Source organism: Methylobacterium persicinum (assembly GCF_022179525.1).
Taxonomy (GTDB): domain Bacteria; phylum Pseudomonadota; class Alphaproteobacteria; order Rhizobiales; family Beijerinckiaceae; genus Methylobacterium; species Methylobacterium persicinum.
This window is the reverse complement of sequence record NZ_BPQX01000037.1, coordinates 48076-71676: the sequence shown is the minus strand read 5'-3', so window position 1 is coordinate 71676 and position 23601 is coordinate 48076. Positions and strand designations below refer to the sequence as shown.

Here is a 23601-nt window from a genome sequence, read left to right as displayed (position 1 = left end):
GCGGCCGGCAGGAAATTGCAGCTGAGAGTAGTGAAAGCTGTCAGATGGTCTGGTTGTAGGGGCCGACTTCGGTGTTCTCGCGCAGCACCGAATCGACCGCTTCGAACATCGCCCGCAGCCGGGCCTCGGAGGCCGGGCTCTCGATCACCACGACCAGTTCGGGCTTGTTCGACGAGGCGCGCACCAGGCCCCAGGTGCCGTCCTCGGTCGAGACGCGCACGCCGTTCACCGTGACGAGATCGGTGATCTTGGCGCCGGCAATGGGCTCTCCCGCCGCCTGCATCGCCCGGAACCGCTCGGTGACCTTCTCGACGATGCCGTACTTCACCTCGTCGTCGCAGTGGGGCGACATGGTCGGCGAGCCCCAGGTCTTGGGGAGGGCGCGGTAGAGGTCGGCCATCGACGTGCCGGGGTTGCGATCGAGCATCTCGATGACGCTGATCGCGGTGAGCAGGCCATCGTCGTAGCCGCGCCCGATCGGCTCGTTGAAGAAGAAGTGCCCGGACTTCTCGAACCCCGCCAGGGCGCCGAGTTCGTTGACCCGGCGCTTGATGTAGGAATGGCCGGTCTTCCAGTAGTCAGTCTTGATCGCGAGCTTCTGCAACTCCGGATCGGTGTTGTAGAGGCCGGTGGACTTCACATCCACCACGAAGGTCGAGCCCGGGTGCAGCTTGCCGAGGTCGCGGGCCAGCATTACGCCGATCTTATCGGCGAAGATCTCCTCGCCCTCGTTGTCGACCACGCCGCAGCGGTCCCCGTCGCCGTCGAAGCCGAGGCCGACATCGGCCCCCGTCTCCTTCACCTTCGCCGCGATGGCATGGAGCATCTCCATGTCCTCGGGGTTCGGGTTGTAGCGGGGGAAGGTGTAGTCCGGCTCGACATCCAGGGGGATCACTTCGACGCCCAGGGCCTCCAGGAGGCGCGGCGCGAAGGCACCCGCGGTTCCGTTGCCACAGGCCGCCACGACCTTGAGCTTGCGCGAGATCGGCTTGGCCCGGGACTTCAGGTCGTTGAGGTAGGTCTCGGCGAAGCCCTCGACGAACTCGTAGGAGCCGCCGCTGCGGTACTGATAGGTGCCGCCGAGCACGATCTCCTTGAGCCGGCCCATCTCCTCCGGGCCGAAGGTCATCGGCCGGTTGGCGCCCATCTTCACGCCGGTCCAGCCGTTGTCGTTGTGCGAGGCGGTGACCATCGCCACGCAGGGGCAATCCAGGGCGAACTGGCCGAAATAGGCCATGGGGGACAGGGCGAGGCCGATATCCTTCACCCGCAGACCCGCCGCCTGCATCCCCGCGATCAGCGCGAGCTTGATGGCCGAAGAGTAGCTGCGGAAGTCGTGGCCGGTGACGATGTCGGGCCGGACGCCGAGTTCGTGGACCAGGGTCCCGATGCCGAGGCCGAGGGCCTGGACACCCATGAGGTTCAGTTCGCCGGGATAGAGCCAGCGCGCATCGTATTCCCGGAAGCCGGTCGGCTTCACCAGAGGTTGCTGCTCATAGGCGAAGCTGTTGGGCCGAAGGCCCGAGGCCGGCTTGGGAAACATCATATGCTCCGGTCGGTCGCAGATGGGCATGCCCTATAGAAACCTGCGCAGCCGCGAAAGCCGAAAACGCTGCGGCGGCGGAGAAACCGCCCGGGTTCAGCAAACCTCCGCAGGGATGTCCGGGCCGGGTGCCGGGGCAATCAGGAGGCGCGCTTGACGAGGAACCGTCCGTCGGCCTCGCCCCGGCGATGTTCGCAGGCCACCTTCAGGTAGCGGTCGCTGCTGCCGGGCAGTCCCGCCTGCGCCGCCATGACCTGCGCGTGCATCAGGCACTCCATCGGCGACTGTGCCGGGGAGACGAAGACATCCAAAGCGGTTTCGCGGGAGCAATCCTGGGCGATGATCGTCCCGGCACAGACCAGGGCGACGGACAGAAGTTCAGGCATGACGGACCTCGTTCCTGAGCAATCGAAAGGTCCGCGGAGTGCTCCGGCGTGCGAGCGACCGCGTTCGTATTGCCTGGACGTGTCCTCCCGTTCTTGGGCAGCTAAGCAGGGACCGTGCCATGCGTCGCTGCGAACCCCGGCCCCGGCGGGCGGAGGGCCTTCATTCCGATCAGGCGCGGGCGGGTAGCCACACGGTTTCGGGTTCCTCGGAAGGGAGCAGAGTCGCGACCGCGTCGAGGTCGACCACGAACCGCTCGGTGAGCAGGCGCCACATCTCGGCCGTGGTGCCCGCCTTCTGCTTCAACTCGCCGAGGGCGTGGGCGACGCCGGTGGGGTTGACCAGAACCGGTTTGACAACTCTCGGATCAGTGTTCGGCATGGGCTCGAACCTTGGGTAATAAGCACGACTATTGTCGAGCTTGGTTAATGGGTGGTTAACTCAGCCATTTGGCCGGAAAAGCGAAGGACACGACCCGGTTTCACTCCGGCAACGCTGCGGTTCACAAGGCCGGCGGCTTCCCCTATCTACCGCGCCAAGGGGGTCGGCCCGGTCGAGCCATGACCGGGGCCGGCCCGGACCGGAGCATCATGGACGCCCCCCTCGAACCCGCTGGCGCCGCACCGCGCGCGAACCGCCTCGTCCTCGCCTCGGCCTCGGCACGCCGGCTCGCCCTGTTGCAGCAGGTGGGGATCGAGCCCGATTCCCTGCTTCCCGCCGACATCGACGAGACCCCGCGCAAGTCGGAACCGCCCCGGGACCTCGCCCGCCGCCTCGCCCGCAGCAAGCTCGCCGCCGCGGAGCTGGCCCTTCACGGATCGCAGGACGCGACGCCGACCTGGCTCCTGGCGGCCGACACCGTCGTGGCCGTCGGGCGCCGGGTCCTTCCGAAGGCCGAACTGCCAGACGAGGCGGCCGATTGCCTGCGGCTGCTCTCCGGGCGACAGCACCGGGTCTACACGGCCGTCTGCCTGCTCTCGCCGAAGGGCCGGCGGGAGCGCGTCGTCGAGACCCGCGTCCGCTTCAAGCGCCTCTCGGGCCGGGACATCCAGGGATATCTCGATTCCGGCGAGTGGCGCGGCAAGGCGGGGGGCTACGCGATCCAGGGCCTCGCCGGATCTTTCGTGGTGAAGCTCGTGGGCTCCTACAGTGCGGTGGTGGGGCTGCCGCTGTACGAGACCGTCAGCCTGCTCGACGGGGAAGGATACCCCGTACGCGCTGCGTGGGGCGCGGCGGCGTGACCGGCGGACGCCCCCTCCCCTGTCCGATCTGCCGGAAGCCGGCCTCGGTGGAGTTCACACCGTTCTGCTCCCAGCGCTGCGCCGACGCCGATCTCGGCCGCTGGTTCAACGAACGCTACGCGATTCCCGTCGAGGACGACGAGGACGACACCCAGCCGGAGGATCGCCCCCCCCTCTCCGACGAGGATTGAGGGGACGGTCGGGCCGCGCGCTACGCGGCCCGGCGCTGGAGCGGGGCGAGCAGTTCCGGCAGGAGCTTCAGGTCGAGGGGCTTGGCCAGGAAGCCGTCGAAGCCCGCGGCCTGGGATTTCTCCTCCTCGTCCCGGCTCGCATTGGCGGTGAGGGCGATGAGGCGGAGGCGGGTTGTCCCCGAGGCTTCCGCCGCGCGGATATGCCGGGCGACCTCGTGGCCGTCCAGGCGGGGCATGCGGATGTCGATCAGGGCGAGGTCGAACGGGCCCGAATCCCGGAAGCGCGCCACGGCCTCGACCCCGTCCGGCGCGTGAACAACCCCGCAGCCGAGGCGCTCCAGGGCACGGGTGGCAAGCAGCGTGTTGATCGGGTTGTCCTCGGCGAGCAGCACCCGCAGGTTCGTGCAGGCCGGGGCCGGAGCGGGGGCCTGCCGCGGCGGCGCGGCCGCAGGCGGTGTCGCCGCAAGGCGTTCGACGAGGGAGCGCGCCCGCACCGGCTTGATCAGGTAGCCATCGAACCCGGCCGAGGCGGGAGCGCCGAAATCCCGGCGATCGAAGGGCGACAGCAGCACGAGGCTCCGGCGCACGCCGCAGCTCCTGGCCGCCTCGGCGATCCGGCGGACGGCGGCATCCCCGAGGGCACGGTCGGCGATGACGGCATCGAAGGCCGCGGCGGACAGGGCATCGAGCCCCTCCTCCATTCCGCGGACGATCACCGCCGCTCCGCCGTGGCGGGCCAGTGCGCTGGCGAGATACGGAGCCTGGAAGGGCGAATCGGCCACGATCAGGCAACGCCGCCCGGCGAGCCGGGGCGCCTCGGCGGCGGCATCGGCCGCCGTCGTGGCCACGGGAAGGGGAAGCACCGTGCGGAAGGTGGCGCCGGCCCCGAGCCGCGACTGCGCCTCGATGCGTCCGCCCATCCGCGTGGCGAGGCGCCGGCTGATGGCAAGGCCGAGTCCGGTGCCCTCGTGCCGGTTGGAGGCCTTGTCGTCGCCCTGTTCGAACTCTTCGAAGAGGCGGGGCAACCGCTCCTCGGCGATGCCCGGCCCGGTATCGGTCACGGTCAGGACGAGTCCCTCCCGGCCATAGGACAGGGCGACGCCGACGCCGCCGCGCTCGGTGAACTTGATGGCGTTGCCGGCGAGGTTGAGAAGGATCTGACGGAATCGATCCGCATCGCCAATGAGCGGCGACGGCACGTCGGCGGCCACGTCGAGGGCGATCTCCAGGCCCTTGTCCTGCGCCCGCGGCGCCAGCAGCTCCACGACGCTCTCGGCGATGGCGGCGGGGTCGAAGGGTTCGGCGGCGAGGTCAAGGCGCCCGGCTTCGATCCGCGAAAAGTCGAGAATGCCGTCGATCAGCCCGAGCAGCGCCTTGCCGCTTGCCCGGACCGCCTCGGCGTAGGTCTGCTGTTCAAGGTCGAGGCCCGTGCCGATCAGCAGATCGGTCATGCCGATGATGCCGTTCAGAGGCGTGCGCATCTCGTGGCTGACCGTGGCGAGGAAGCGGGACTTCGCCACGCTCGCGCTCTCGGCACGGGCCAGGGCCGCATCGAGGGCCTTCACCGCCTCGACCCGGGCGGTGATGTCGCGGCCGGCGCGCATCCACTGCATCGGCCCCTCGCCGCCGCCGACGGGTACCTCGACCACGTCGAACCACCTGTCGCGCCCGTCCGCATCTTGGATCCGCGTCTCGATCCGCCGCAGCCCGTCGTGGCGGACGGAGACGGTGTCGCCGTCGAGGCTGTCCGGTTCGATCGCTTCGCCGATGAGTTCGGCGGGGGCGCGTCCGAGCAGGCGGGCATAGCCTTCATCCGCATAGGTGATGCGACCGTTCACGTCCCGCTGGACGACGAGGTCCGTGGTCGCCGCCACGAGGGCGCGGTAGCGCTCCTCGCCCTCACTTGCGCGCCAGACGAGGTCGTGCAGACTTTCCTCCTCGCGCTCGTTCTGCGAGGCCTTCCCGCGCCGCAGCCGGGAGAAGCCGGCGATGCCTCCCGCCAGGACGAGCAGGAAGGCGGCCAGGACGAGTTCGTAGATCGGCATGAACGTCTCCGCGCCGGGTCACCGGGGGACGTTCGCAGGCGAAACTGAAGGTCGAGTCAGGAAAAGCACTTAACCACTGGTTGCTGTGGATACTTGCATCACGGGAATTTGGGCGTGCTTTCCGATCCAGAGGCCCGATCGAGCGTTGCATGCCGGAACTGACCCTTGGAGTTTTGGATGCCCGGCGAGCGTTTTGACGTCATCATCATCGGCTCCGGTCCCGGCGGCGGGACGATGGCGTGGCGCCTCGCGCAGACGGGCAAGCGGATCCTCCTGGTCGAGCGGGGCGACTACCTGCGCCGGGAGCCGCGCAACTGGGACAGCCAGGCGGTCATCGTCGACGGTTACTATCAGGCATCGGAGACGTGGTATTCATCGGACGGGAAGAGTTTCCACCCCGGCCTTCACTACTATGTCGGCGGGAACTCGAAGTTTTACGGCTCGATCCTGTTCCGTCTCCGGGAGCGGGATTTCGGCGAGATCCAGCATCAGGATGGGCTCTCGCCGGCTTGGCCGGTGCAATACGACGAGTTCGAGCCGTATTATCAGGCAGCCGAAGAACTCTTCCACGTCCACGGGCTCCGCGGCGAGGACCCGACCGAGCCGTGGTCGAAGAAACCCTACGCCCATCCGCCCGTCACCCACGAGCCACGGATCGCCGAACTGGCGGAGGATCTGCGGCGGGAGGGTCACCACCCGTTCCACCTTCCCGTCGGCGTGCGGCTCGTCGAGCGCGACGGCCAGCCCGTCTCCACCTCTCCCTGCGTGAAGTGTGAATCCTTCGATGGCTTCCCCTGCCCCACCAACGGCAAATCCGACGCGCAGGTGATGTGCGTCGATCCGGCGCTGCGGGATTGTCCGAACCTCACGCTCTCGACCCGCACCTATGTCGAGCGCCTCGTGACCGATGCCGCCGGGACCACCGTCACGGGCATCGTCGGCACGAAGGACGGCAAGCCCTTCGAAGCGGAGGCCGACATCGTCGTCGTGGCCTGCGGCGCCCTGTCCTCGGCCCTGCTGATGCTCCGCTCCGCCACGGACAAGCATCCGGACGGGCTCGCCAACGCCTCCGGACAGGTCGGGCGCAACTACATGCGCCACAACAACTCGACGGTGCTGGCGATCTCCAAGATTCCCAACCCGACGAAATTTCAGAAGACGCTCGGCGTCAACGATTTCTACTTCGGCGACCCGGACCCCAAGGACGGCTGGGACTTTCCCCTCGGCCACATCCAGATGGTCGGCAAGTCGGACGGGGCGCAGGTCCACGGCGAAGGTCTGCCGGGCTTCCTGCAATGGTTTCCCGAGAAGCCCTTCGACTGGATCGCGAAGCATTCGGTCGATTTCTGGCTGACCTCCGAGGATATCCCGAAGCCCGAGAACCGGGTGTTCTACAAGGATGGGAAGGTCCATCTCGACCTCACCGAGACCAATGCGGAGGCGCATAAGCGCCTGCGGCGCAAGCTTCAGGACCTCTGCAACAAGACGAAGATCCACCCGCACCTGTTCGACCGGTCGCTCTATCTCGGCAAGAACGTGCCCATCGGCGGGACCGCGCACCAAGCCGGGACCCTGCGCTTCGGCACCGATCCGGCGACCTCCGTCCTCGACAGGGACTGCAAAGCCCACGGCCTCGACAACCTCTACGTGACGGATGCCAGCTTCTTCCCGTCGATCGGCGCGGTGAACCCGACGCTCACCATCATCGCCAACGCGCTGCGGGTGGCCGACGGGCTGATCGCCCGCATGGGAGCCCGCGACGAGATCCCGGCGCCCCGCCTCTTCGACCACACAGAACCGCGCGAGCCCCTTCCCGCGTGAGGCCCGGGAGGGCATCCTGCGCGCGATGCCCCCGGCAGATCCTGCGAGCCACGAGTTCGAGTCATGAGCGCGCCCGCTTCCGATCCGTCGCCGCTGCGCGAGGCCATCGCCCGTTGTCTCTACGAGCATGACGGCAGCGGCCTCGCCGGGGCCCCGGCCTGGGACGAGGAACGGCTCGACAGCGAGCACCCGGGCCTGCGCGACAGGTACCGCGGGCGAGCGGATGCCCTTCTCGACGGGCCCGTCGCCGACCTCCTGACCGGGATCGCGCACAGGGCGCAGCATAGCGGCGAGATGGAAGAGGAGTTGCGTGTCCTGCGCCGCCAGCGGATCGCGGCGGAGCGGGAGCGCGAATTGCTCGAGGCGAACAACCGGATGCTCGACCGCGCCCGCAAGGCCGACGCCGCCCGGGCCGAGGTGGAGGCGACCCTGGCCACCCTGCAGCGGGAGCGGGATGTGGCCCGGGAAGCGGAGGCGTTCTGGCAGCAATTCGCCTTCGACGCCGACGACCTTGCGACCCAGCGCCTCGTGGAGTCGGCGGAAGCCCAGGCGGCGGCGGAGCGTGAAGCGATCCGGGAGCGGGCCCAGCGTGAGCGCATCGAGGGGGCGCTCCGCCTGTTCGCCGACCGCGCCGAGATGATGCCGAAGGAGGGCTGGATCTCGGATCTGGTGGGGTCGAACCGGGACCTACCCCTCTGGTGGTTCCACGCCGCACAGATCGCCCTCCAGCGGGCCGAGCCGGCGGCGGCGTACAAGCCGCCGCCCCAGGGAACGACGGGCGAAGGCCGGTGCAAGGGGTAGGGCGACCACCCAGCTTGCTCCGCGAGGATTGCCCGGCGACGACAGACCCTTATTCCCACCCGCCTCCTCATCCTGAGGTGCTGGCGCGAAGCGACGGCCTCGAAGGAGGCCTTCAGGTCCCGCGCGATCCCTGGAGCCCTCCTTCGAGGCCACTTCGCGGCACCTCAGGATGAGGGCGAGGGTGGGCAGGATCCCTCGCCCCATGCGGCGGCACCCGGCCGGCGACGGCGTTAGTGGGTCGCGTCGGCCTCCTGCCGGAGGGCAGCGGTGTCCGTGACGAAGACGCGCTCGCCCTTGCGGGCGATCTCCACCGAGGTGGCCGGCTCGTCCGGCATCCGCGGGGTCGAGAGCGTGACGCTCTGCTCGGCCGCGAGGGTGGTCTCCATCCTGAGAGCCGGCGCGGCACCCCGGGGGGCCAGGGTCACCACGACGTGGTAGCCCTTTGCGTCGGGGGTGTAATACGCGATCCCGGCAAGGGTGCCGAGATCGACGCTGCCACCGGTGCCGGGACGGATCTCGGCGGCATGGGCCGAGACCAGGGACGCGGACAGGGCGGCTGCGGCAAGGGTAAGGTGACGGACGGTCATGGCGATCTCTCTTCATCTGTGGCGAGGCCACTTGGCCCTGCCGTTGATCGCAATGTGCTGTGCGCTGCAGCATGATTCAAATCGATTGCATCGGTAATGGCTATCGATCATATCGATCTATCCCGCCTCGACCTTAATCTGCTGGTCGCCCTCGACGCCTTGCTTCAGGAACGGAGCGTCACCCGTGCGGCGGCCCGGATCGGCATCGGCCAATCGGCGATGAGCGCGAGCCTCGCCCGCCTCCGTCGCCTCTTCGATGACGAGTTGCTGACCCGCTCGCCGGAGGGCATGCGGCCGACCCCCCGGGCCATCGCCCTGGCCGAGCCCCTCCGGGGCGTCCTGCGCAGCGTCCAGGCCCTGGTCCACCGGGAAGAGCAGTTCGACCCGGCCACCGTGGAGCGGACCTTCACCCTGAGCCTGCCGGACAGTCTGGAAATCCTCCTGGGGCCGAGGCTGATCGCCTATCTGCGGGCCCAGGCGCCGGGGATCCGGCTGCTGCTCCGGTCGGTCGAGGCGGTGCGCATCCTCGACGAACTCGACGCCGACCGGGTCGATCTCGCCCTGGGCTTTTTCACGAGGGGACAGGTCCACCACAAGCAGCGGCTGCTGTACCGGGACAGCTACGTGGTGCTGTTCAACGCCGACCTCGTCGGACTGTCGGCGCCCATCGGCCTCGACGACTACCTGCGGTTCCCCCACGTCCTGACCTCCCTCCGGGAGACCGCCCACGGCGTGGTGGATGACGCCCTGGCCGTGCTCGGGCGGTCGCGGGTCCTGGCCGTGACCACGCCCCGATTCCTCGTGGTGCCGTTCCTCGTCAGGGCCGCGCCGGTGTTGGCGACGATGCATGCCCGCCTCGCCACGTCCTTCGCCGGCTCCCTGGGCCTGAGCGTTAGCCCCGTGCCGGTGGTGCTCGACGAGGTGTCCGTCTCGATGCTGTGGCACGCCTCCTATGACCGGGATCCGGCGCATCGCTGGATGCGCAACCTCCTGTCGAGGCTCGCGGGAGAGGATGCGACCACCGATCCGATCGCCGGCGTGAGCGCCGCGGAATGAAAACCGGCGCCATCTGTGACCCCCAACCGGGCCCGGCCCTTGACCGGTCGGGCGGGGGAATCCTCTAAACGGAGGGAGCAGGGAAGGACTTCGTCTTCCCGACCGAACCCGCCGGGCGGGCCGCCGAGGAGACGGGCGGCACCGCTTCCGGGCCGGATGACGCCGTTCCGCCCCCCGTCGCCTCAGCGGAAGACACGATGCCCAAAGGATCAGACCTCCTCGTCGCAGCCCTGGAGAACGAAGGCGTCGACCGCATCTTCGGCATCCCCGGCGAAGAGAACCTCGACGTGGTCGAGGCCCTGCGGACCTCCAAGATCGAGCTGGTGCTCACCCGCCACGAACAGGCCGCCGCCTTCATGGCCGCCACCCACGGGCGACTCACCGGCCGCCCCGGCGTCTGCCTCTCGACCCTCGGCCCGGGGGCCCTGAACTTCTCGACGGGGGCCGCCTACGCCCATCTCGGCGCAATGCCGATGATCATCATCACCGGGCAGAAGGGCATCCTGTCCTCGCGGCAGGCCAAGTTCCAGATCGTGGACGTGATCAGCTCGATGAAGCCGATCACCAAGATGGCCCGGCAGATCGTCTCCGCCTCCTCGATCCCGACCATCGTCCGAGACGCCTTCCGCGTGGCCATGGAGGAGCGGCCCGGTCCGGTCCTGCTCGAACTGCCCGAGGACATCGCGTCCGAGGAGGCCGAGGCCAGCCTCGTGCCCTCGCACCCGATCGACATCCCCGTGGCCCACCCCAAGGCCATCGCCCGGGCCGCGGAGTTGATCCTCCAGGCCGAGCGGCCCCTGGTGATGCTCGGCGCGGCGGCGAGCCGCCCCCGTGCCACGGGCGAACTCGGTGGCTTCGTCCACCGGACGCAGATCCCCTTCTTCACCACGCAGATGGGCAAGGGCACCGTCGCCAGCGGCACACAGCTCTACATGGGCACGGCCGCCCTCTCCGAGCGCGACTACGTCCACGAGGCCATCGACCGGGCGGACCTCATCATCGCCATCGGCCACGATACCGTGGAGAAGCCGCCCTTCTTCATGGGCCAGAAGGACCAGAAGGTCGTCCACATCGGCTACAAGCCGGCCAACGTCGAGGAGGTGTACTACCCCGACGCCGAGGTGGTGGGCGATCTCGGCCCGACCCTGAAGCTCCTCGCCGACGCCCTGGAGGGCAAGCTGAAGAACGCCGGGGCGCTCCTGCACCTGCGCGAGCACATCCTCAGCCACATCGCCGACCGGGCCACCGAGGACCGCTTCCCCGTGACGCCCCAGCGCCTCGTCCACGACGTGCGACAGGTGATCCCGGAGGACGGAATCGTCTGCCTCGACAACGGGATGTACAAGATCTGGTTCGCCCGGAACTACCGTACCTACGTCGCCAACACCCTGCTCCTCGATAACGCGCTCGCCACGATGGGTGCGGGCCTGCCCTCGGCCATGATGGCGGCGATGCTCCATCCGGACCGCCGGGTCATGGCGGTGTGCGGCGACGGCGGCTTCATGATGAACAGCCAGGAGATGGAGACCGCGGTGCGCCTCGGCCTCAATCTCGTGGTGCTGATCCTCGACGATTCGGCCTACGGCATGATCCGCTGGAAGCAGGCCGTCGATCACTTCAAGGATTACGGGATGACGTTCCGCAACCCGGACTTCGTGAAGTACGCCGAGTCCTACGGGGCCAGCGGCCACCGGATCGAAGCGGTCGCGGACCTCGTGCCGACCCTGGACAAGGCGTTCAACGCGGGCGGCGTCCACCTCGTGGCGGTGCCAATCGACTACTCAGAGAACACCCGCGTGCTGGTGGAGGAACTGCGGGCGAAGGTGAAGCCCTTCGACGCGGCTCACTGAACCGGAGGAGAGGCGAGCCATGAATCCGTTCACCTTCCAGACCACGCCGAACGTCCTGTTCGAGGCCGGCGCCGCGAAGAAGCTCCCCGACATCGTCGCCGGCTTCGGGGCGAAGCGGGTTATGCTCGTCACCGACAGGGGGGTCCGCGGCGCCGGGCTGACCCGCTCGGCCGAGGACGCCCTGGCCGCCGCGGGCATCGCCATCGATGTCTACGAGGACGTGGTCGCCGATCCGCCCTCGAGCGTGATCGAGGCCGCCGCCGCCCGCGCCCGGGACCTCGGGACGGATCTCGTCCTGTCCATCGGCGGCGGCTCGGCCCTCGATACGGCCAAGCTCGTCGCCTACCTCGCCAAGTCCGATGACAAGTTGGAGGACATCTACGGCGTCGGCCTCGCCAAGGGCGAGCGCCTGCCGCTGATCCTCGCGCCGACCACCGCCGGGACCGGCTCCGAGGTGACGCCGATCTCCATCGTCACCACGCCGACCACCGAGAAGAAGGGCGTCGTCGCCCCCAGGCTCCTGCCCGACTGGGCGGTGCTCGATCCGGAGCTGACGCTCGGCCTGCCGGCCCATGTCACCGCCGCCACCGGCATCGACGCGATGGTCCACGCCATCGAGGCGTTCACGAGCAAGAGCAGGAAGAACCCGATCTCGGATCAGCTCGCCAAGCAGGCGTTGGCCCTGCTCGCGACCAACATCCGCACGGCCTGCACGGACGGCACGAACGTCGAGGCGCGCTCAGGCATGCTGCTCGGCTCGATGCTCGCCGGCATGGCCTTCGCCAACGCGCCGGTCGCCGCAGTCCATGCCCTGGCCTATCCCGTCGGGGCGATCTTCCACGTCCCGCACGGGCTGTCGAACGCCCTCGTCCTGATGGGCGTGATGCGCTTCAACATCAGCCACGCCGCGCCGCTTTACGCCGAACTCGCGCCGATCCTCGATCCTGAGGCTGCGAACCTTCCGCAGGACCAAGCGGCCGCCCGGTTCGTGGAGTGCCTCCAGGCGATCTGCCACGACTGCAAGGTCCCGGCCTCGCTCAGCGAAGTCGGCGTGAAACAGGGCGACCTGGAACGCATGGCGACGGACGCCATGAAGCAGACCCGCCTGCTGGTGAACAATCCGCGGGAGGTCACCTACGACGACGCCTTCGCGATCTACGCCGAAGCCCTCGGCGCAGCACGCCCGGCGGCGTAACGACCAAGACGGTGGGAGGGGCCGGTTCTGCCCATCCTCCGATTCTTTTTGGGACCCCGATCAAGAGGCCCGTTTTCCCTATGCTCAACCTCATCCTGAGGTGCCCGGCTTGCCGGGCCTCGAAGGAGGGCTCCAGGGATCGCAGCGACATCTGGAGGCCTCTTTCGAGGCTGCTTCGCAGCACCTCAGGATGAGGGGACGGATGGGAACGAAGGGCTTGTCGGTTAGTCTCCGAGGTCGAAGGTGCAATAAGCAGCGGACGGGGGACACGCCGGGATGGACCAGTTCGACGCGTTCAAGGCGATGGGCGAGTTCTGGACCCGCACGGGTCTCGGCTTCCTCACCCCGCCCGGCATGGGCGACGATGCCGCGGGCTGGAGCGCCTTTCCTCCGGCCACCGACCTGACGGGGTTCGCCGAGGCTCATGCCTCCCTGACTCGTGCCTGGGCGGCGGCGAGCGCCCTGTCCCAGACCCTGACCGCCTCCGTCCAGGGGGCGGGCCCGGCCACAGACCCGACGGCGGCCGCCGTGCTCGCCCGGATCTTCGATCCGCAGGCATGGCTCGGCGGCACCACCGATTTCGGCGCGGCCTTGAACCGGATGACCGAAGGGCCCCAACTGGCCGACCTGTGGCAGACGGAAAAGCGGTTCGCGGCGCTGTTCTCCGCCTTCGCCGCACTGCGTCGCGCCCAGGGCGCGCATCAGGCGGTGATGCTCGATGCCTGGACCCGAGCGGCGGGCTCATTCGCCCGCGAGGCGAATGCCCGCGCCGGCCGCGGCGAGAGCTATGCCTCCGGCCGGGACATGATGCAGCACTGGGTTGAGACCGCCAACGGCGTGCTCATCGAGGTCCAGCGCTCGGAGGCGTTCCTCGCCTCCCAGCGGGCGGTGCTGAAGGCCGCGACAGAACTGCGCCTCGCGCAGCAGGACGTCGCCGGCTTCATGGCCGACCTCTACGGACAGCCGACGCGGGCGGAACTGGACGACGTCCACCGCAGCCTCACCGAGCTTCGCCGGGAGGTCCGGGCCCTGAAGAAGGAACGGCGCTCGGCCGCGCGGCGCGCGAAGGCCGAGGCGACACGGGAGGCGAGCCATGGCTGAGACCGCGAACGGCGGACGGAGCAAGCCGATGGCGCCCCTCGACCTGTCCCCCGCGGAGATGATCGCCGAGGCCGGCGCCCTGGGGCGCCGGATGGCGGAGGGCGCACAGCTGTTCGCCAGCGTCCGCGACGAGGACGTGCAGATCGCCACCACGCCCAAGGATCTGGTCTGGAGCCAGGACAAGGTCAGCCTCTACCGTTACCGACCGCTGGCCGAGAGCCGAGGCTTGCCGCCGGTACTGATCGTCTACGGGCTGATCGGCCGCTACACGATGGCCGACCTGCAGGAGGACCGGTCCCTGGTCCGCAACCTCCTGAACCTCGGCCTCGACCTCTACGTGGTCGATTGGGGCAACCCCGGGCGGGCCGACCGTTTCGTCACCATGGACGACTACGTCGATGGCTACCTCGCCGAGTGCGTCGCCTTCATCAACGACGCCACGAACCGCGAGAAGGTGAACCTCCTCGGCATCTGCGAGGGCGGCGTCTTCACCACCTGTTACGCCGCGCTCTACCCCGAGAGCGTCAACGCGATGGTGCTGACGATCACCCCCATCGATTTCCACGCCGACACCGTCGAAAACCGCGCAGGCCACGGGTTCATCAATCTCTGGGTCCGCTCCCTGTCGGGCGAGGACATCGACCAGTTGATCGCGGCACAGGGCTCGCTGCCGGGCGAGTTCATGGGGTCCGTCTTCTCCATGATGACGCCCATGCGCACCATGACGAAGTACAATCTCGACCTGCTCGAAGCCCTCGGCGACCGGACGAAGTTTTTGAACTTCCTGCGCATGGAGAAATGGATCTCCGACCGCCCGGACCACCCCGGAGAGGCGGCCAAGCAGTGGCTGAAGGACCTCTACCAGGACAACAAGCTGGTGAAGAACACCTTCGAACTGGGCGGGCGTCAGGTCGACCTGAAGGCCATCACCTGCCCAGTGCTGAACGTCTTCGCGCAGGACGACCACATCATCCCGCCCGCGACCTCGCAGGCGCTGCGCGGCAAGATCGGCACAGGGGATTACACCGAACTGGGGCTTCCCGGCGGCCATGTCGGCGTCTTCGTCGGCGGCAAGGCGCAGAAGCTCCTCGGGTCGGGGATCGCGGATTGGATCGCCGCCCGTGGCTGACGCTCAACGCATGCCCTCCGGCCTCAAGAACAAGATCGTTACGGCCGACCAGGCCGTGGCCATCATACAGGACGGCGACATGGTCGCGGTCTCGGGCTTCGTCGGCATCGGCACGCCCGACGAGTTGATCCTGGCCCTCGCCCGCCGCTTCTCGGAGGCGGGCAGCCCCCGCGACCTCGGCCTGATGTTCGCCGCCGCCCCCGGCGACGGCAAGGACCGGGGTCTCAACCGCCTCGCCACGCCGGGCCTGATCCGTCGGGTCGTCGGCGGGCACTGGTCTCTGGTGCCCAAGCTCGGGGCGATGGCGATCGACGGGTCGATCGAGGCGTACAACCTGCCGCTCGGCGTGGTCTCGCACCTCTACCGGGACATCGCGGCCAAGACCGCGGGCCACATCACCAAGGTCGGGCTGCACACCTTCGTCGATCCCCGCAAGGGCGGCGGCAAGCTCAACGACAGGACCACCGAAGATCTCGTCAGCCTGATCGACCTGCACGGCGAGCCGTGGCTTCACTACCGGACCTTCCCGGTGAACGTCGCCCTGATCCGCGGCACCACCGCCGACCCGGCCGGCAACATCACCATGGAGCGCGAGGCCCTGACCCTCGACAACCTCGCCGCCGCCATGGCCGCGAAGAATTCCGGCGGCTTCGTCATCGCGCAGGTGGAGCGCATCGCCGAGAATGGGTCCCTCGCCCCTCGGGAGGTGCAGGTGCCGGGGGTGCTGGTGGATTGCGTGGTCCTCTCGAAGCCCGAGAACCACCACCAGACCTACGCGACGCCCTACAACCACGCTTTCACGGGCCGTCAGCGGGTGCCCCTCGACCGAATCGGCGGGCTGCCCCTCGACATCCGCAAGGTGATCGCCCGGCGCTGTGCCTTCGAGCTGCCGATGGGCGGCGTCGTGAACCTCGGCATCGGCGTGCCGGAAGGGGTCGCCAAGGTCGCCGCCGAGGAGCGGGTGCTGAAGTACCTGACGCTCACCGCCGAGCCCGGGGTGATCGGCGGCCTGCCCCAGGGCGGGCTCGATTTCGGCGCCGCCCTGAACCCGGCGGCGGTGCTGCACCAGAACCAGCAATTCGACTTCTACGACGGCGGCGGCCTCGACCTCGCCTGCCTCGGGCTCGCCGAGACCGATGCGGAGGGCAACGTCAACGTCAGCCGGTTCGGCGCCAAGCTCGCCGGGGCCGGCGGCTTCATCAACATCTCGCAGAACGCCAAGCGCCTCGTCTTCGCCGGCAGCTTCACGGCGGGAGGCCTGGACGTCGCCGTCAAGGACGGCCAGCTCACCATTGTGAAGGAGGGCGCGTCGAAGAAGTTCGTGCGCGCCGTGGAGCAGGTGACCTTCTCGGGCGCCTACGCCGCCGAGCGCGGCCAGCCGGTGCTCTATGTCACCGAGCGCTGCGTCTTCCGGCGGACGGCGGAGGGCATGGAACTCATCGAGGTCGCCCCCGGGATCGACATAGACCGGGACATCCTGCCCCACATGGACTTCCTGCCCATCGTCCGCGCACCCGCGCTCATGGATACGCGGCTGTTCCGTGACGAAGCCATGGGCCTGGAACAGTGGTTGCTCGGCATGAGCTTGTCCGAGCGGATGTCCTACGATCCCGACCGCAATACGCTGTTTGCCAATTACGAAGGCTTTACGGTCCGTACGGTGGAGGATGTCGATCTGGTCCGGCGGGAATTCGAGCGGACCTGTCAGCAGATCGGCAAACGGGTTCACCTGATCGCCAACTACGATGGGTTCGAACTTGATCCGGCGGTATCCGAAGCCTACTTCTCGATGATCGCCTATCTGGAAAGCCGCTACTACGCCACGGCCTCGCGCTACACGACGAGCGCCTTCATGCGGCTGAAGCTCGGCGCTTCCCTGCAGTCGCGGGATCTTGCGCCCCACGTGTTCGAGACGCGCGCGGAGGCCCAGGCCCGCAGCGCGGCCCGCAGCGTCCCCCCGCGGTCGCAGCCGGAGCCGTCGCCGCCCAAGGAACCGATGGATGCCTGAGACCGCCACCCTCCCGGCCCTCAAGAACCCCGACCTCCTCGTGGAAGCCTGCCTGATCGGCGGCGAATGGTCGGTGTCCGGCTCCGGCCGGATCGACGTCACCAACCCGGCCACCGGCGCGGTGATCGCGCGGGTGCCGAGCGCGGGCGCCGAGGAGACCAAGCGGGCCATCGCCGCGGCCCATGCCGCCTACCCCGCATGGCGGGCGAAGACCGCCAACGAGCGGGCCGTGCTCCTGCGCAGGCTCGCCGCGGTCATCACCGAGAACCAGGAGGATCTGGCGCAGATCCTCACCGCCGAGCAGGGCAAGTCCCTCGCCGAGTCGCGGGGCGAGGTCGGTATGTCGGCCGCCTACGTCCTGTGGTTCGCCGAGGAGGCCCGCCGGGTCTACGGCGAGACCGTGCCCTCCCCCTGGGCGGACCGGAAGATCCTCGTCACCAAGGAGCCCGTCGGCGTGGTGGCGGCGATCACCCCCTGGAACTTCCCCTCCTCGATGATCGCCCGCAAGCTTGCCCCGGCGCTGGCAGCGGGCTGCCCCATCGTCATCAAGCCCGCGTCGCAGACGCCCCTCTCCGGCCTCGCCTGGGGCAAGCTTTGCCAGATGGCCGGCATCCCGGACGGGTTGGTCTCGATCCTGACCGGTCCGGCCCGGGCGATCGGCGGCGAGCTGACGGGCAACCCGCTGGTCAAGAAGGTGACGTTCACCGGCTCCACCGAAGTCGGCAAGGTGCTGCTGCAGCAGGCCGCCGGCACCGTGAAGAAGGTCTCGATGGAACTCGGCGGCAATGCGCCGTTCATCGTCTTCGACGACGCCGACCTCGACCGGGCGGTGGCGGGCGCCATGCTCGCCAAGTTCCGCAACTCCGGCCAGACCTGTATCTGCACCAACCGCTTCCTCGTGCAGGACGGCATCTACGACGCCTTCGCCGAGCGGATGGCCGAGGCGGCCAACAGGCTGAAGGTCGGCGACGGCACGCAGAACGGTGTCGCCCAGGGGCCGCTCATCGACATGGCCGCCGTGGAGAAGACCGAGGAACACATCCGCGACGCCGTCGCGAAGGGCGGCCGGGTGATCGCGGGCGGCCACCGCCATACGCTGGGCGGCCAGTTCTTCGAGCCGACCGTTCTGGTCAACGCCACGCCGGCCATGAACGTCGCCCGGGAGGAGACCTTCGGGCCCCTCGCCCCGCTTTTCCGCTTCCGCGACGAGGCCGAGGCGATCCGCATGGCCAACGACACCGAGTACGGCCTCGCCTGCTACTTCTACACCCGCGACCTCGGCCAGGCCTTCCGGGTGTCGGAGGCGCTGGAATACGGGATGGTCGGCGTCAACGAGGGGATCATCACCACCGAGGTCGCGCCCTTCGGCGGTGTGAAGGAATCGGGTCTCGGCCGCGAAGGCGGCCGGCTCGGGATCGATGACTACCTTGAGGTGAAGTACATCTGTCTCGGCGGCCTCGGCGCCTGACCCGCTGCCGTCGTCGCGGCGCATTGCCTGCGCTCGCAATGGCGGCGGCGGAGGCCTGCTAGGCGTCCTGACCCGCCCTCTCATCGGTAACACCCCGTCTGCTCTCGGGCGGCGGCGAGGGCGCGATTCCTTCGGCCTGCTCCATCAACCGCGTCGCCCGGGCCGTCAGGAACCAGCATCCAGGCTCCGACGCCCGATCCCGGCCGCGGTCCCGCGTCCGAAGCAGGCCGCGCCGCACCAGGGAGCGCACGGTGCGCATCTCACTGGGATCGGGTGTCGGCAGCGGACCCTCGGACCGAAGGCGACGGAGCATCGCCCTCTGCGCGGGAGTCAGTTGCCACCAAAGACTCGGAGCTGTGCGTTCGGACATCTTGAGATTGGAATCAATCTAGATTCGCCCTCAAATGCAATGGCCGGCCGGCCTTTTCGAAATGACAATCTCGTGCCCGCCCGTCCCGGTCACCGCCAGACCCGGTGGGACTTTTCCCGCACGAGGACGCCGCAGGCTTGGTCCGGCGCGTTGACGGATGACCAAACCTCGCGCCTATACCGCCGAGTTGCCCCACGACGGTGGGCAAGCAGGAGGCTGACGCCGGGCGCATGTCGGTCGCCGAGGAGACGACGAGGGACGGGGCGAAAGGGGGCGGTGCCGGTCAGCCGGTGACCGACCGCTCGGCCGTGGGCCTCGTCGCCGTGATCATCGCCGCCACCGAGGGCGAGCCTCGCGCGCTGACGATCCGCGTCCCCGGCCAGGCCACCTGCCGGGGCGACGGCCTGCCCGCGGGCCCGCTGGTGCCGGAGCATGCCACCCTGGAGCGGGGGCTTCGGGCCTGGGTGGAGCGACAGACGAATCAGCGCCTCGGCTATGTCGAGCAGTTGTACACCTTCGGCGACCGGGACCGCTCCGGCAGCGAGGACGCCCCGGCGGCCCACGCTTTGTCCGTCGCCTATCTCGCCCTCGTCCGGGAGGAGCGGCCCGCTGGCCTCGCCGAGGCATCGTGGCACAACTGGTACCGCTACCTTCCCTACGAGGATTTCCGCCAGGGCCGCCCGGCGCAGCTCGATGCCATCGAACCGCGACTCACCGCCTGGGCTGCGGACACCGCGGACAAGGCCCTTCGCCAGCGAAGGCTCGACCGCTTGGGGCTCACCTTCGGCATGAATGGGGGCACCTGGAACGAGGAGCGGGTGCTGGAGCGCTACGAGTTGCTGTTCGAGGCGGGGCTCGTCCCCGAATCCCGGGGCAATCCCGGACCCGGCCGTGCGGGCGATCCGACCGGGGTACCGATGGCCTTCGACCACCGCCGGGTGCTCGCCACGGCGATCGGGCGCCTCCGGGGCAAGATCAAGTACCGTCCGGTGGTGTTCGAGCTGATGCCGCCAGCCTTCACGCTGCTCCAGCTACAGCGCACCGTCGAGGCCCTGTCGGGCGTGCAGCTGCACAAGCAGAATTTCCGCCGCCTCGTCGCCCAGCAGGGGCTCGTCGAGGAAACCGAGAGCATCACCAGCGGCGCCGCCGGGCGCCCGGCTCGCCTCGTGCGCTTCCGGCGGGAAGTCCTGCTGGAACGCCCGGCCCCGGGCCTGCGGCTGCCCTCGCGGCGGGTGGGGTAGCCGCCATGCGTCATTGCGAGAGTCGGTGCCGCAATGACGAGGGATAGGGAAGGCGGTCAGTCGTAGGTCTGTTCGATGGCCGGGAAGGTGCCGGCCCGGACCTCCTCGGCATAGGCCTGCACCGCACCCTCGATATGGGCCCGGAGCGAGCCGAACTGGCGCACGAATTTCGGTGTCCGCTCGGACAGGCCGAGCATGTCCTCCAGTACCAGGATCTGCCCGTCGCAGACGGAGGACGCGCCGATGCCGATCGTGGCGGCGGTCACCTGCGGCGACCGGGCGATGGCCCGGGCCACGGGCTCGACGATGCCCTCCAGCACGATGGCGAAGGCACCGGCCTCGGAGATCGCCCGGGCATCCTCCATCAGACGGCGCTCGTCGTCGGGGGCCCGGCCCTGGACCTTGAACCCGCCCATCACGTTCACCGCCTGAGGCGTCAGGCCGATATGGCCCATCACCGGCACGCCCCGCTGGACCAGGAACGCCACGGTGTCGGCGAAGTGGGCGCCGCCCTCCATCTTGATCGCACCGGCCCCGGTCTCCTTCAGGATCCGGGACGCGCTGAGGAAGGCCTGCTCGCGGCTCGCCTCATAAGAGCCGAAAGGCATGTCGACCACGACCAGGGCCTTTGTGGTCCCGCGGATCACCGCCTGCGCCTGGAGGATCATCATCTCCAGCGTGACGGGGATGGTCGATTCCATCCCGTGCATGACCATGCCCAGGGAATCGCCCACGAGGATGAAGTCGCAGAAGCTGTCGACGATGCCCGCCGTATGCGCGTGGTAGGCGGTCAGCGCGACGATCTTGCGCCCCGCGGCCTTGCGCTTGGCGAGATCCACCGCCCTCAGGCGGCGGGATTGGATGACCTGGGACATCCGGCGCTCCCACACACGAGTTCAGTCCGGCAACCTGGGGAACGCGACGCCGGCCGGCGTCGCGCTGCCCCCGCTCGCTTCGCCGCCCCCACGATGCCGAGGCGAGCGAGGCCGACCGGACGGTTCAAGCGGGTAAGGGCCTATACGACCGGGGCGTGGGGGGACAGGGGGACACACGGCGGAACGGCCGGGTTGTCAGGCGCGGGGAGGAACGAGGATAGCTACCGCTCCGCCACCTCGCCCTTCTTCCACTGCGCGTCTTCCGTCAGGTTTCGCGTCTCGTGGGCGTCCTGCCAGCCCTCGACACCCTCGGGGAACCAGTGGACGGCCGTGTAGCCCTTGTCCACGAGGCGCTTGCCGGCGTTCCAGCTTCCCCAGCACTCGACATGGCAGAAGACCACGATGGGCTTGGCCTTGTCGCCACCGGTCAGCGCTGCGACCCTGTTGAAGAACTGAGCCTCGCGCTCCGGCGGCAAAGGGGCGGCGCCGGCATTGGGAAGCCAGACCGCCCCCGGAATCGAAGGGTGGACCGGCAGCCACAACCGCCCCTCGGGAAAGTTTGCCGGCTTGCGCTCCCGGGCGGCGACATCGATCAGGACCGGCTTTTCATGGCCATCGATGAGCGCGGCCAATGCCGCCGCATCGACGACTTGGGCACCCTTCAGGGTCGGCGGCGTGTAGCCCTTCTGTGGACCCGTATAGAGCCCCTCGGGCTCCGGCACGTTGACCGGCGAGTCGGCCGGCGCCGCGGCGGCGAGGCAGGCGATGGCCGCCAGGGCCACCGCCGATCTCTTCAGGAACGGACCGGTCCGCACGTTCAGTTCGTCGGGCTCGGCGGGTTGAAGCTGCGGGCCCAATGTCCGCCCTGGTTGTCGCTCGCCGCGACCTGGATCGGCTTCCCGTCCGGCTTGAAGCCGAAATTGATAACCGGGTTCGACGCGATCGAGATGTCACCCGTCATCGTGAAGACTTTCTCATCCCCGGCCGAGACCGTCACCTTCTCGATGTACCGGGCCGGCGTGAACTCGCGGGTGACCTGATTCATCTGCATCCCCGAGAAGTTCGGGTGGCGGATCATCAACGTCGCCTCCACCGGCTTCCCGGCCTGGGCGTCGGCGAACTTCATGCGCATGTCGCCCATGCCCTTCATGGCCTCCTCGTCGCTCATGCCCATCGGGGCCGAGCAGCCGCCGGAGGCCTTCACGAACTGCTTCGCCTCATACAGCTTGCCGTCGTTGGTCTCCACCACGGCATGCATGTCGGTGTAGTTGTTCACCCGCACGCGCAGCTTCAGCTCGCTCGTGTCGGCGGCGGGGCCGAACTCGAACTTCGCCGCATAGGGGGCGGGGTTGTCGTCGATGACGAGCGACACCGACTTGACCGTGCCGCGATCGGGCATCGACAGGGTGATCGGCACCAGGGCAGCATCCTCGGCGCGCTTGGGCGCCTCGATCTTCACGAGGGTGTCGGTGGGTTCGATCTTGCGGTCGCCGAAGATCGACTTGGCGATCTCCTGCCAGCGCTGCGCCCGCTCCTGATCGGTGTCCGACGCGCCCGCCGCGTGGACGACGGGGGCGAGCGGCCCGGAGAGGGCGCCGACCGAGAGGGTCAGGCCAAGGGCAAGGGCGAAGGTCGGGCGCATGGCGTTGTCTCCCATCTTATCGATTCTGTGTGACGACGGCTCAATCCCACTCGAGTTCCTGATAAGCCACCGTCACGTTGCGACGATTATAATGCTCGAAGAGCTTCCACTTGTCCTTCTGGTCCTGTGCGACCGTATCGACAGCCTTGTCGATAGAGACATCCTTGGCAATCGCCGCCTTGGTGCCGTCCCGGAGGGCGATGAGGTAGGCGGTCAGATCGGCCATGGCGGGGGCGAGATCGACACGCACGGGGCCGTGGCCCGGCACGGCCTGGGTCGCGCCGCTGGCCTTCACCCGCTCCAGCTCCTTGAGCCAGCCCTTGAGGCTCCCGTCCAAGGACGGGATCCGCTCCACGAACAGCAGATCCGCCGGGAACAGCAGGCCGCTCGCCGAGTCGCGCATGGAGAGGTCGCTGGTCGTATGGGCCGGCCCGTGGGCAGTGAAGGTCAGCGTGCGGTCGCCGAGATCGATTTGCCCCGTGTCGGCGATGGACATGGTCGGGTAGACCACCGGACCGGTCTTCTCCTCGCCGAACAGGTCGGCGAGCCGCTTGCGATAGAATTCCCCGCGGGCGTCCAGGGCCTCACGCAGCTTGGCGTGGCCGACGAAGACCGGCTTGTCCGCCACGAACGCCCCCGCACCGAAGGCATGATCGGGGTGGACGTGAGTTAGGACGACATGGGTGATCGGCTTGTCCGTGCGCTTGGCGATCTCGCCGCGTAGCCACTGTCCGTCCGCCAAGCTGCCACCGGATTCGGTGACGAGCACTCCGCTCTTGCCGATGATGAAGCCGATATTCGCGATGGCATCAAGGTTCTCGGCGTCGGCGTCGGCGATCAATCCCTTGCGGATGAAGATGCCGGGACCGGCTTCCTCCATCGTGAAGGACTCCGCATAGGCCCTGGGCGAGAGCCCGGCCGTGGCGAGGCAGCACAGGCATAGTCCGCCGAACAGGGCATGCCGCCGCGAGACCGTTCGCGAACCAGCCAACATCCGCCCCACCGGTCGAACGGCTTCTGCGGCCATTCTGAGCCTCCCTGGAATTATTGTGC

General features: G+C 68.6%; 21 protein-coding genes. 12 read left to right on the top strand and 9 right to left on the bottom strand.

All coding sequences use genetic code 11. The annotated features are described in order from the left end of the window. Nucleotides 1–40 precede the first annotated feature (40 nt). The 3 genes from MFF22_RS16455 to MFF22_RS16445 form a co-directional block, all read right to left on the bottom strand. Nucleotides 41–1543, bottom strand: a complete 1503-nt coding sequence (locus MFF22_RS16455) for a phosphomannomutase/phosphoglucomutase (RefSeq protein WP_238250306.1) — start codon at nt 1541–1543, stop codon at nt 41–43. Nucleotides 1544–1683: 140 nt separating this feature from the next. Next, a complete protein-coding gene (locus MFF22_RS16450) occupies nt 1684–1929 on the bottom strand; it encodes a hypothetical protein (RefSeq protein ID WP_238250058.1) in 246 nt (81 codons plus the stop codon). 169 nt (nt 1930–2098) lie between these two features. Continuing rightward, a complete protein-coding gene (locus MFF22_RS16445; RefSeq protein WP_238250057.1) occupies nt 2099–2308 on the bottom strand; it encodes a hypothetical protein in 210 nt (69 codons plus the stop codon). A gap of 209 nt (nt 2309–2517) precedes the next feature. Here MFF22_RS16445 and MFF22_RS16440 point away from each other — a divergent pair, with 209 nt between their 5' ends. Together MFF22_RS16440 and MFF22_RS16435 are read left to right on the top strand one after the other, a co-directional pair. Beyond that, a complete protein-coding gene (locus tag MFF22_RS16440) occupies nt 2518–3168 on the top strand; it encodes a Maf-like protein (protein ID WP_238250056.1) in 651 nt (216 codons plus the stop codon). Next, nucleotides 3165–3359, top strand: coding sequence for a DNA gyrase inhibitor YacG (locus MFF22_RS16435; RefSeq protein ID WP_238250055.1), 195 nt, complete (start codon nt 3165–3167; stop codon nt 3357–3359). Before MFF22_RS16440 ends, MFF22_RS16435 begins: the two co-directional genes overlap by 4 nt. Before the next feature lie 20 nt (nt 3360–3379). Here the strand turns inward: MFF22_RS16435 and MFF22_RS16430 are convergent, their stop codons facing one another. After that, nucleotides 3380–5404: an ATP-binding protein gene (locus MFF22_RS16430; RefSeq protein ID WP_238250054.1), complete on the bottom strand. Its 2025-nt coding sequence runs from the start codon at nt 5402–5404 to the stop codon at nt 3380–3382. 177 nt (nt 5405–5581) lie between these two features. On the opposite strand from MFF22_RS16430, the gene MFF22_RS16425 reads away from it, so the two are divergent. Continuing rightward, nucleotides 5582–7225 carry an FAD-dependent oxidoreductase gene (locus MFF22_RS16425; RefSeq protein WP_238250053.1) on the top strand — a complete coding sequence of 548 codons (1644 nt, stop codon included), beginning with the start codon at nt 5582–5584 and terminating at the stop codon, nt 7223–7225. Between the two features lie 63 nt (nt 7226–7288). Beyond that, nucleotides 7289–8026 (top strand): hypothetical protein, encoded by a 738-nt coding sequence (locus MFF22_RS16420; protein ID WP_238250052.1) that lies wholly within the window; start codon nt 7289–7291, stop codon nt 8024–8026. A gap of 230 nt (nt 8027–8256) precedes the next feature. On the opposite strand, the gene MFF22_RS16415 is transcribed toward MFF22_RS16420, so the two are convergent. Beyond that, the gene (locus tag MFF22_RS16415) at nt 8257–8613 is read right to left on the bottom strand and encodes a hypothetical protein (protein WP_238250051.1); all 357 of its coding nucleotides are present in this window, start codon (nt 8611–8613) and stop codon (nt 8257–8259) included. Between the two features lie 96 nt (nt 8614–8709). Between MFF22_RS16415 and MFF22_RS16410 the strand changes: the two genes are divergently transcribed. The 8 genes from MFF22_RS16410 (at nt 8710) to MFF22_RS16375 (ending at nt 20031) form a co-directional block, all read left to right on the top strand. Continuing rightward, on the top strand, nt 8710–9669 hold the full coding sequence (locus MFF22_RS16410; RefSeq protein WP_238250050.1) for a LysR family transcriptional regulator: 960 nt from the start codon (nt 8710–8712) through the stop codon (nt 9667–9669). Nucleotides 9670–9866: 197 nt separating this feature from the next. Further along, on the top strand, nt 9867–11519 hold the full coding sequence (locus tag MFF22_RS16405) for an acetolactate synthase large subunit (protein ID WP_238250049.1): 1653 nt from the start codon (nt 9867–9869) through the stop codon (nt 11517–11519). A gap of 19 nt (nt 11520–11538) precedes the next feature. Beyond that, a complete protein-coding gene (locus MFF22_RS16400; RefSeq protein WP_238250048.1) occupies nt 11539–12714 on the top strand; it encodes an iron-containing alcohol dehydrogenase in 1176 nt (391 codons plus the stop codon). 276 nt (nt 12715–12990) lie between these two features. Continuing rightward, nucleotides 12991–13815 carry a poly(R)-hydroxyalkanoic acid synthase subunit PhaE gene (locus MFF22_RS16395; RefSeq protein ID WP_238250047.1) on the top strand — a complete coding sequence of 275 codons (825 nt, stop codon included), beginning with the start codon at nt 12991–12993 and terminating at the stop codon, nt 13813–13815. Nucleotides 13816–13843: 28 nt separating this feature from the next. Beyond that, complete coding sequence (gene phaC, locus MFF22_RS16390; protein ID WP_370877526.1) at nt 13844–14944, top strand: class III poly(R)-hydroxyalkanoic acid synthase subunit PhaC; 1101 nt, start codon at nt 13844–13846, stop codon at nt 14942–14944. A 10-nt stretch (nt 14945–14954) separates the two neighbouring features. Continuing rightward, on the top strand, nt 14955–16952 hold the full coding sequence (locus MFF22_RS16385) for an acyl CoA:acetate/3-ketoacid CoA transferase (protein WP_238250304.1): 1998 nt from the start codon (nt 14955–14957) through the stop codon (nt 16950–16952). Beyond that, the gene (locus MFF22_RS16380) at nt 16945–18420 is read left to right on the top strand and encodes an NAD-dependent succinate-semialdehyde dehydrogenase (RefSeq protein ID WP_238250046.1); all 1476 of its coding nucleotides are present in this window, start codon (nt 16945–16947) and stop codon (nt 18418–18420) included. The genes MFF22_RS16385 and MFF22_RS16380 overlap by 8 nt, the downstream gene beginning before the upstream one ends. Nucleotides 18421–19020: 600 nt before the next feature. Further along, nucleotides 19021–20031: an NUDIX hydrolase gene (locus tag MFF22_RS16375; RefSeq protein ID WP_238250045.1), complete on the top strand. Its 1011-nt coding sequence runs from the start codon at nt 19021–19023 to the stop codon at nt 20029–20031. Nucleotides 20032–20087: 56 nt separating this feature from the next. Here the strand turns inward: MFF22_RS16375 and panB are convergent, their stop codons facing one another. The 4 genes from panB to MFF22_RS16355 form a co-directional block, all read right to left on the bottom strand. Beyond that, nucleotides 20088–20906 (bottom strand): 3-methyl-2-oxobutanoate hydroxymethyltransferase, encoded by an 819-nt coding sequence (gene panB, locus MFF22_RS16370; RefSeq protein ID WP_238250044.1) that lies wholly within the window; start codon nt 20904–20906, stop codon nt 20088–20090. A gap of 221 nt (nt 20907–21127) precedes the next feature. After that, the gene (locus MFF22_RS16365; protein ID WP_238250043.1) at nt 21128–21721 is read right to left on the bottom strand and encodes a rhodanese-like domain-containing protein; all 594 of its coding nucleotides are present in this window, start codon (nt 21719–21721) and stop codon (nt 21128–21130) included. 2 nt (nt 21722–21723) lie between these two features. Further along, on the bottom strand, nt 21724–22548 hold the full coding sequence (locus MFF22_RS16360; RefSeq protein ID WP_238250042.1) for a quinoprotein dehydrogenase-associated SoxYZ-like carrier: 825 nt from the start codon (nt 22546–22548) through the stop codon (nt 21724–21726). 40 nt (nt 22549–22588) lie between these two features. Then, the gene (locus MFF22_RS16355) at nt 22589–23575 is read right to left on the bottom strand and encodes a quinoprotein relay system zinc metallohydrolase 2 (RefSeq protein ID WP_238250041.1); all 987 of its coding nucleotides are present in this window, start codon (nt 23573–23575) and stop codon (nt 22589–22591) included. Nucleotides 23576–23601 lie beyond the last annotated feature (26 nt).

What these genes read in the sequence shown, in the direction of transcription:
- MFF22_RS16455 (WP_238250306.1), bottom strand. Translation starts at nt 1,543, where the DNA reads ATGTTTCCCAAGCCGGCCTCGGGCCTTCGGCCCAACAGCTTCGCCTAT.
- MFF22_RS16395 (WP_238250047.1), top strand. Translation starts at nt 12,991, where the DNA reads ATGGACCAGTTCGACGCGTTCAAGGCGATGGGCGAGTTCTGGACCCGC.
- MFF22_RS16355 (WP_238250041.1), bottom strand. Translation starts at nt 23,575, where the DNA reads ATGGCCGCAGAAGCCGTTCGACCGGTGGGGCGGATGTTGGCTGGTTCG.
- MFF22_RS16360 (WP_238250042.1), bottom strand. Translation starts at nt 22,548, where the DNA reads ATGCGCCCGACCTTCGCCCTTGCCCTTGGCCTGACCCTCTCGGTCGGC.
- MFF22_RS16440 (WP_238250056.1), top strand. Translation starts at nt 2,518, where the DNA reads ATGGACGCCCCCCTCGAACCCGCTGGCGCCGCACCGCGCGCGAACCGC.
- MFF22_RS16425 (WP_238250053.1), top strand. Translation starts at nt 5,582, where the DNA reads ATGCCCGGCGAGCGTTTTGACGTCATCATCATCGGCTCCGGTCCCGGC.
- MFF22_RS16450 (WP_238250058.1), bottom strand. Translation starts at nt 1,929, where the DNA reads ATGCCTGAACTTCTGTCCGTCGCCCTGGTCTGTGCCGGGACGATCATC.
- MFF22_RS16415 (WP_238250051.1), bottom strand. Translation starts at nt 8,613, where the DNA reads ATGACCGTCCGTCACCTTACCCTTGCCGCAGCCGCCCTGTCCGCGTCC.
- MFF22_RS16445 (WP_238250057.1), bottom strand. Translation starts at nt 2,308, where the DNA reads ATGCCGAACACTGATCCGAGAGTTGTCAAACCGGTTCTGGTCAACCCC.
- MFF22_RS16385 (WP_238250304.1), top strand. Translation starts at nt 14,955, where the DNA reads ATGCCCTCCGGCCTCAAGAACAAGATCGTTACGGCCGACCAGGCCGTG.
- MFF22_RS16400 (WP_238250048.1), top strand. Translation starts at nt 11,539, where the DNA reads ATGAATCCGTTCACCTTCCAGACCACGCCGAACGTCCTGTTCGAGGCC.
- phaC (WP_370877526.1), top strand. Translation starts at nt 13,844, where the DNA reads ATGGCGCCCCTCGACCTGTCCCCCGCGGAGATGATCGCCGAGGCCGGC.
- panB (WP_238250044.1), bottom strand. Translation starts at nt 20,906, where the DNA reads ATGTCCCAGGTCATCCAATCCCGCCGCCTGAGGGCGGTGGATCTCGCC.
- MFF22_RS16375 (WP_238250045.1), top strand. Translation starts at nt 19,021, where the DNA reads ATGTCGGTCGCCGAGGAGACGACGAGGGACGGGGCGAAAGGGGGCGGT.
- MFF22_RS16380 (WP_238250046.1), top strand. Translation starts at nt 16,945, where the DNA reads ATGCCTGAGACCGCCACCCTCCCGGCCCTCAAGAACCCCGACCTCCTC.
- MFF22_RS16430 (WP_238250054.1), bottom strand. Translation starts at nt 5,404, where the DNA reads ATGCCGATCTACGAACTCGTCCTGGCCGCCTTCCTGCTCGTCCTGGCG.
- MFF22_RS16405 (WP_238250049.1), top strand. Translation starts at nt 9,867, where the DNA reads ATGCCCAAAGGATCAGACCTCCTCGTCGCAGCCCTGGAGAACGAAGGC.
- MFF22_RS16410 (WP_238250050.1), top strand. Translation starts at nt 8,710, where the DNA reads ATGGCTATCGATCATATCGATCTATCCCGCCTCGACCTTAATCTGCTG.
- MFF22_RS16420 (WP_238250052.1), top strand. Translation starts at nt 7,289, where the DNA reads ATGAGCGCGCCCGCTTCCGATCCGTCGCCGCTGCGCGAGGCCATCGCC.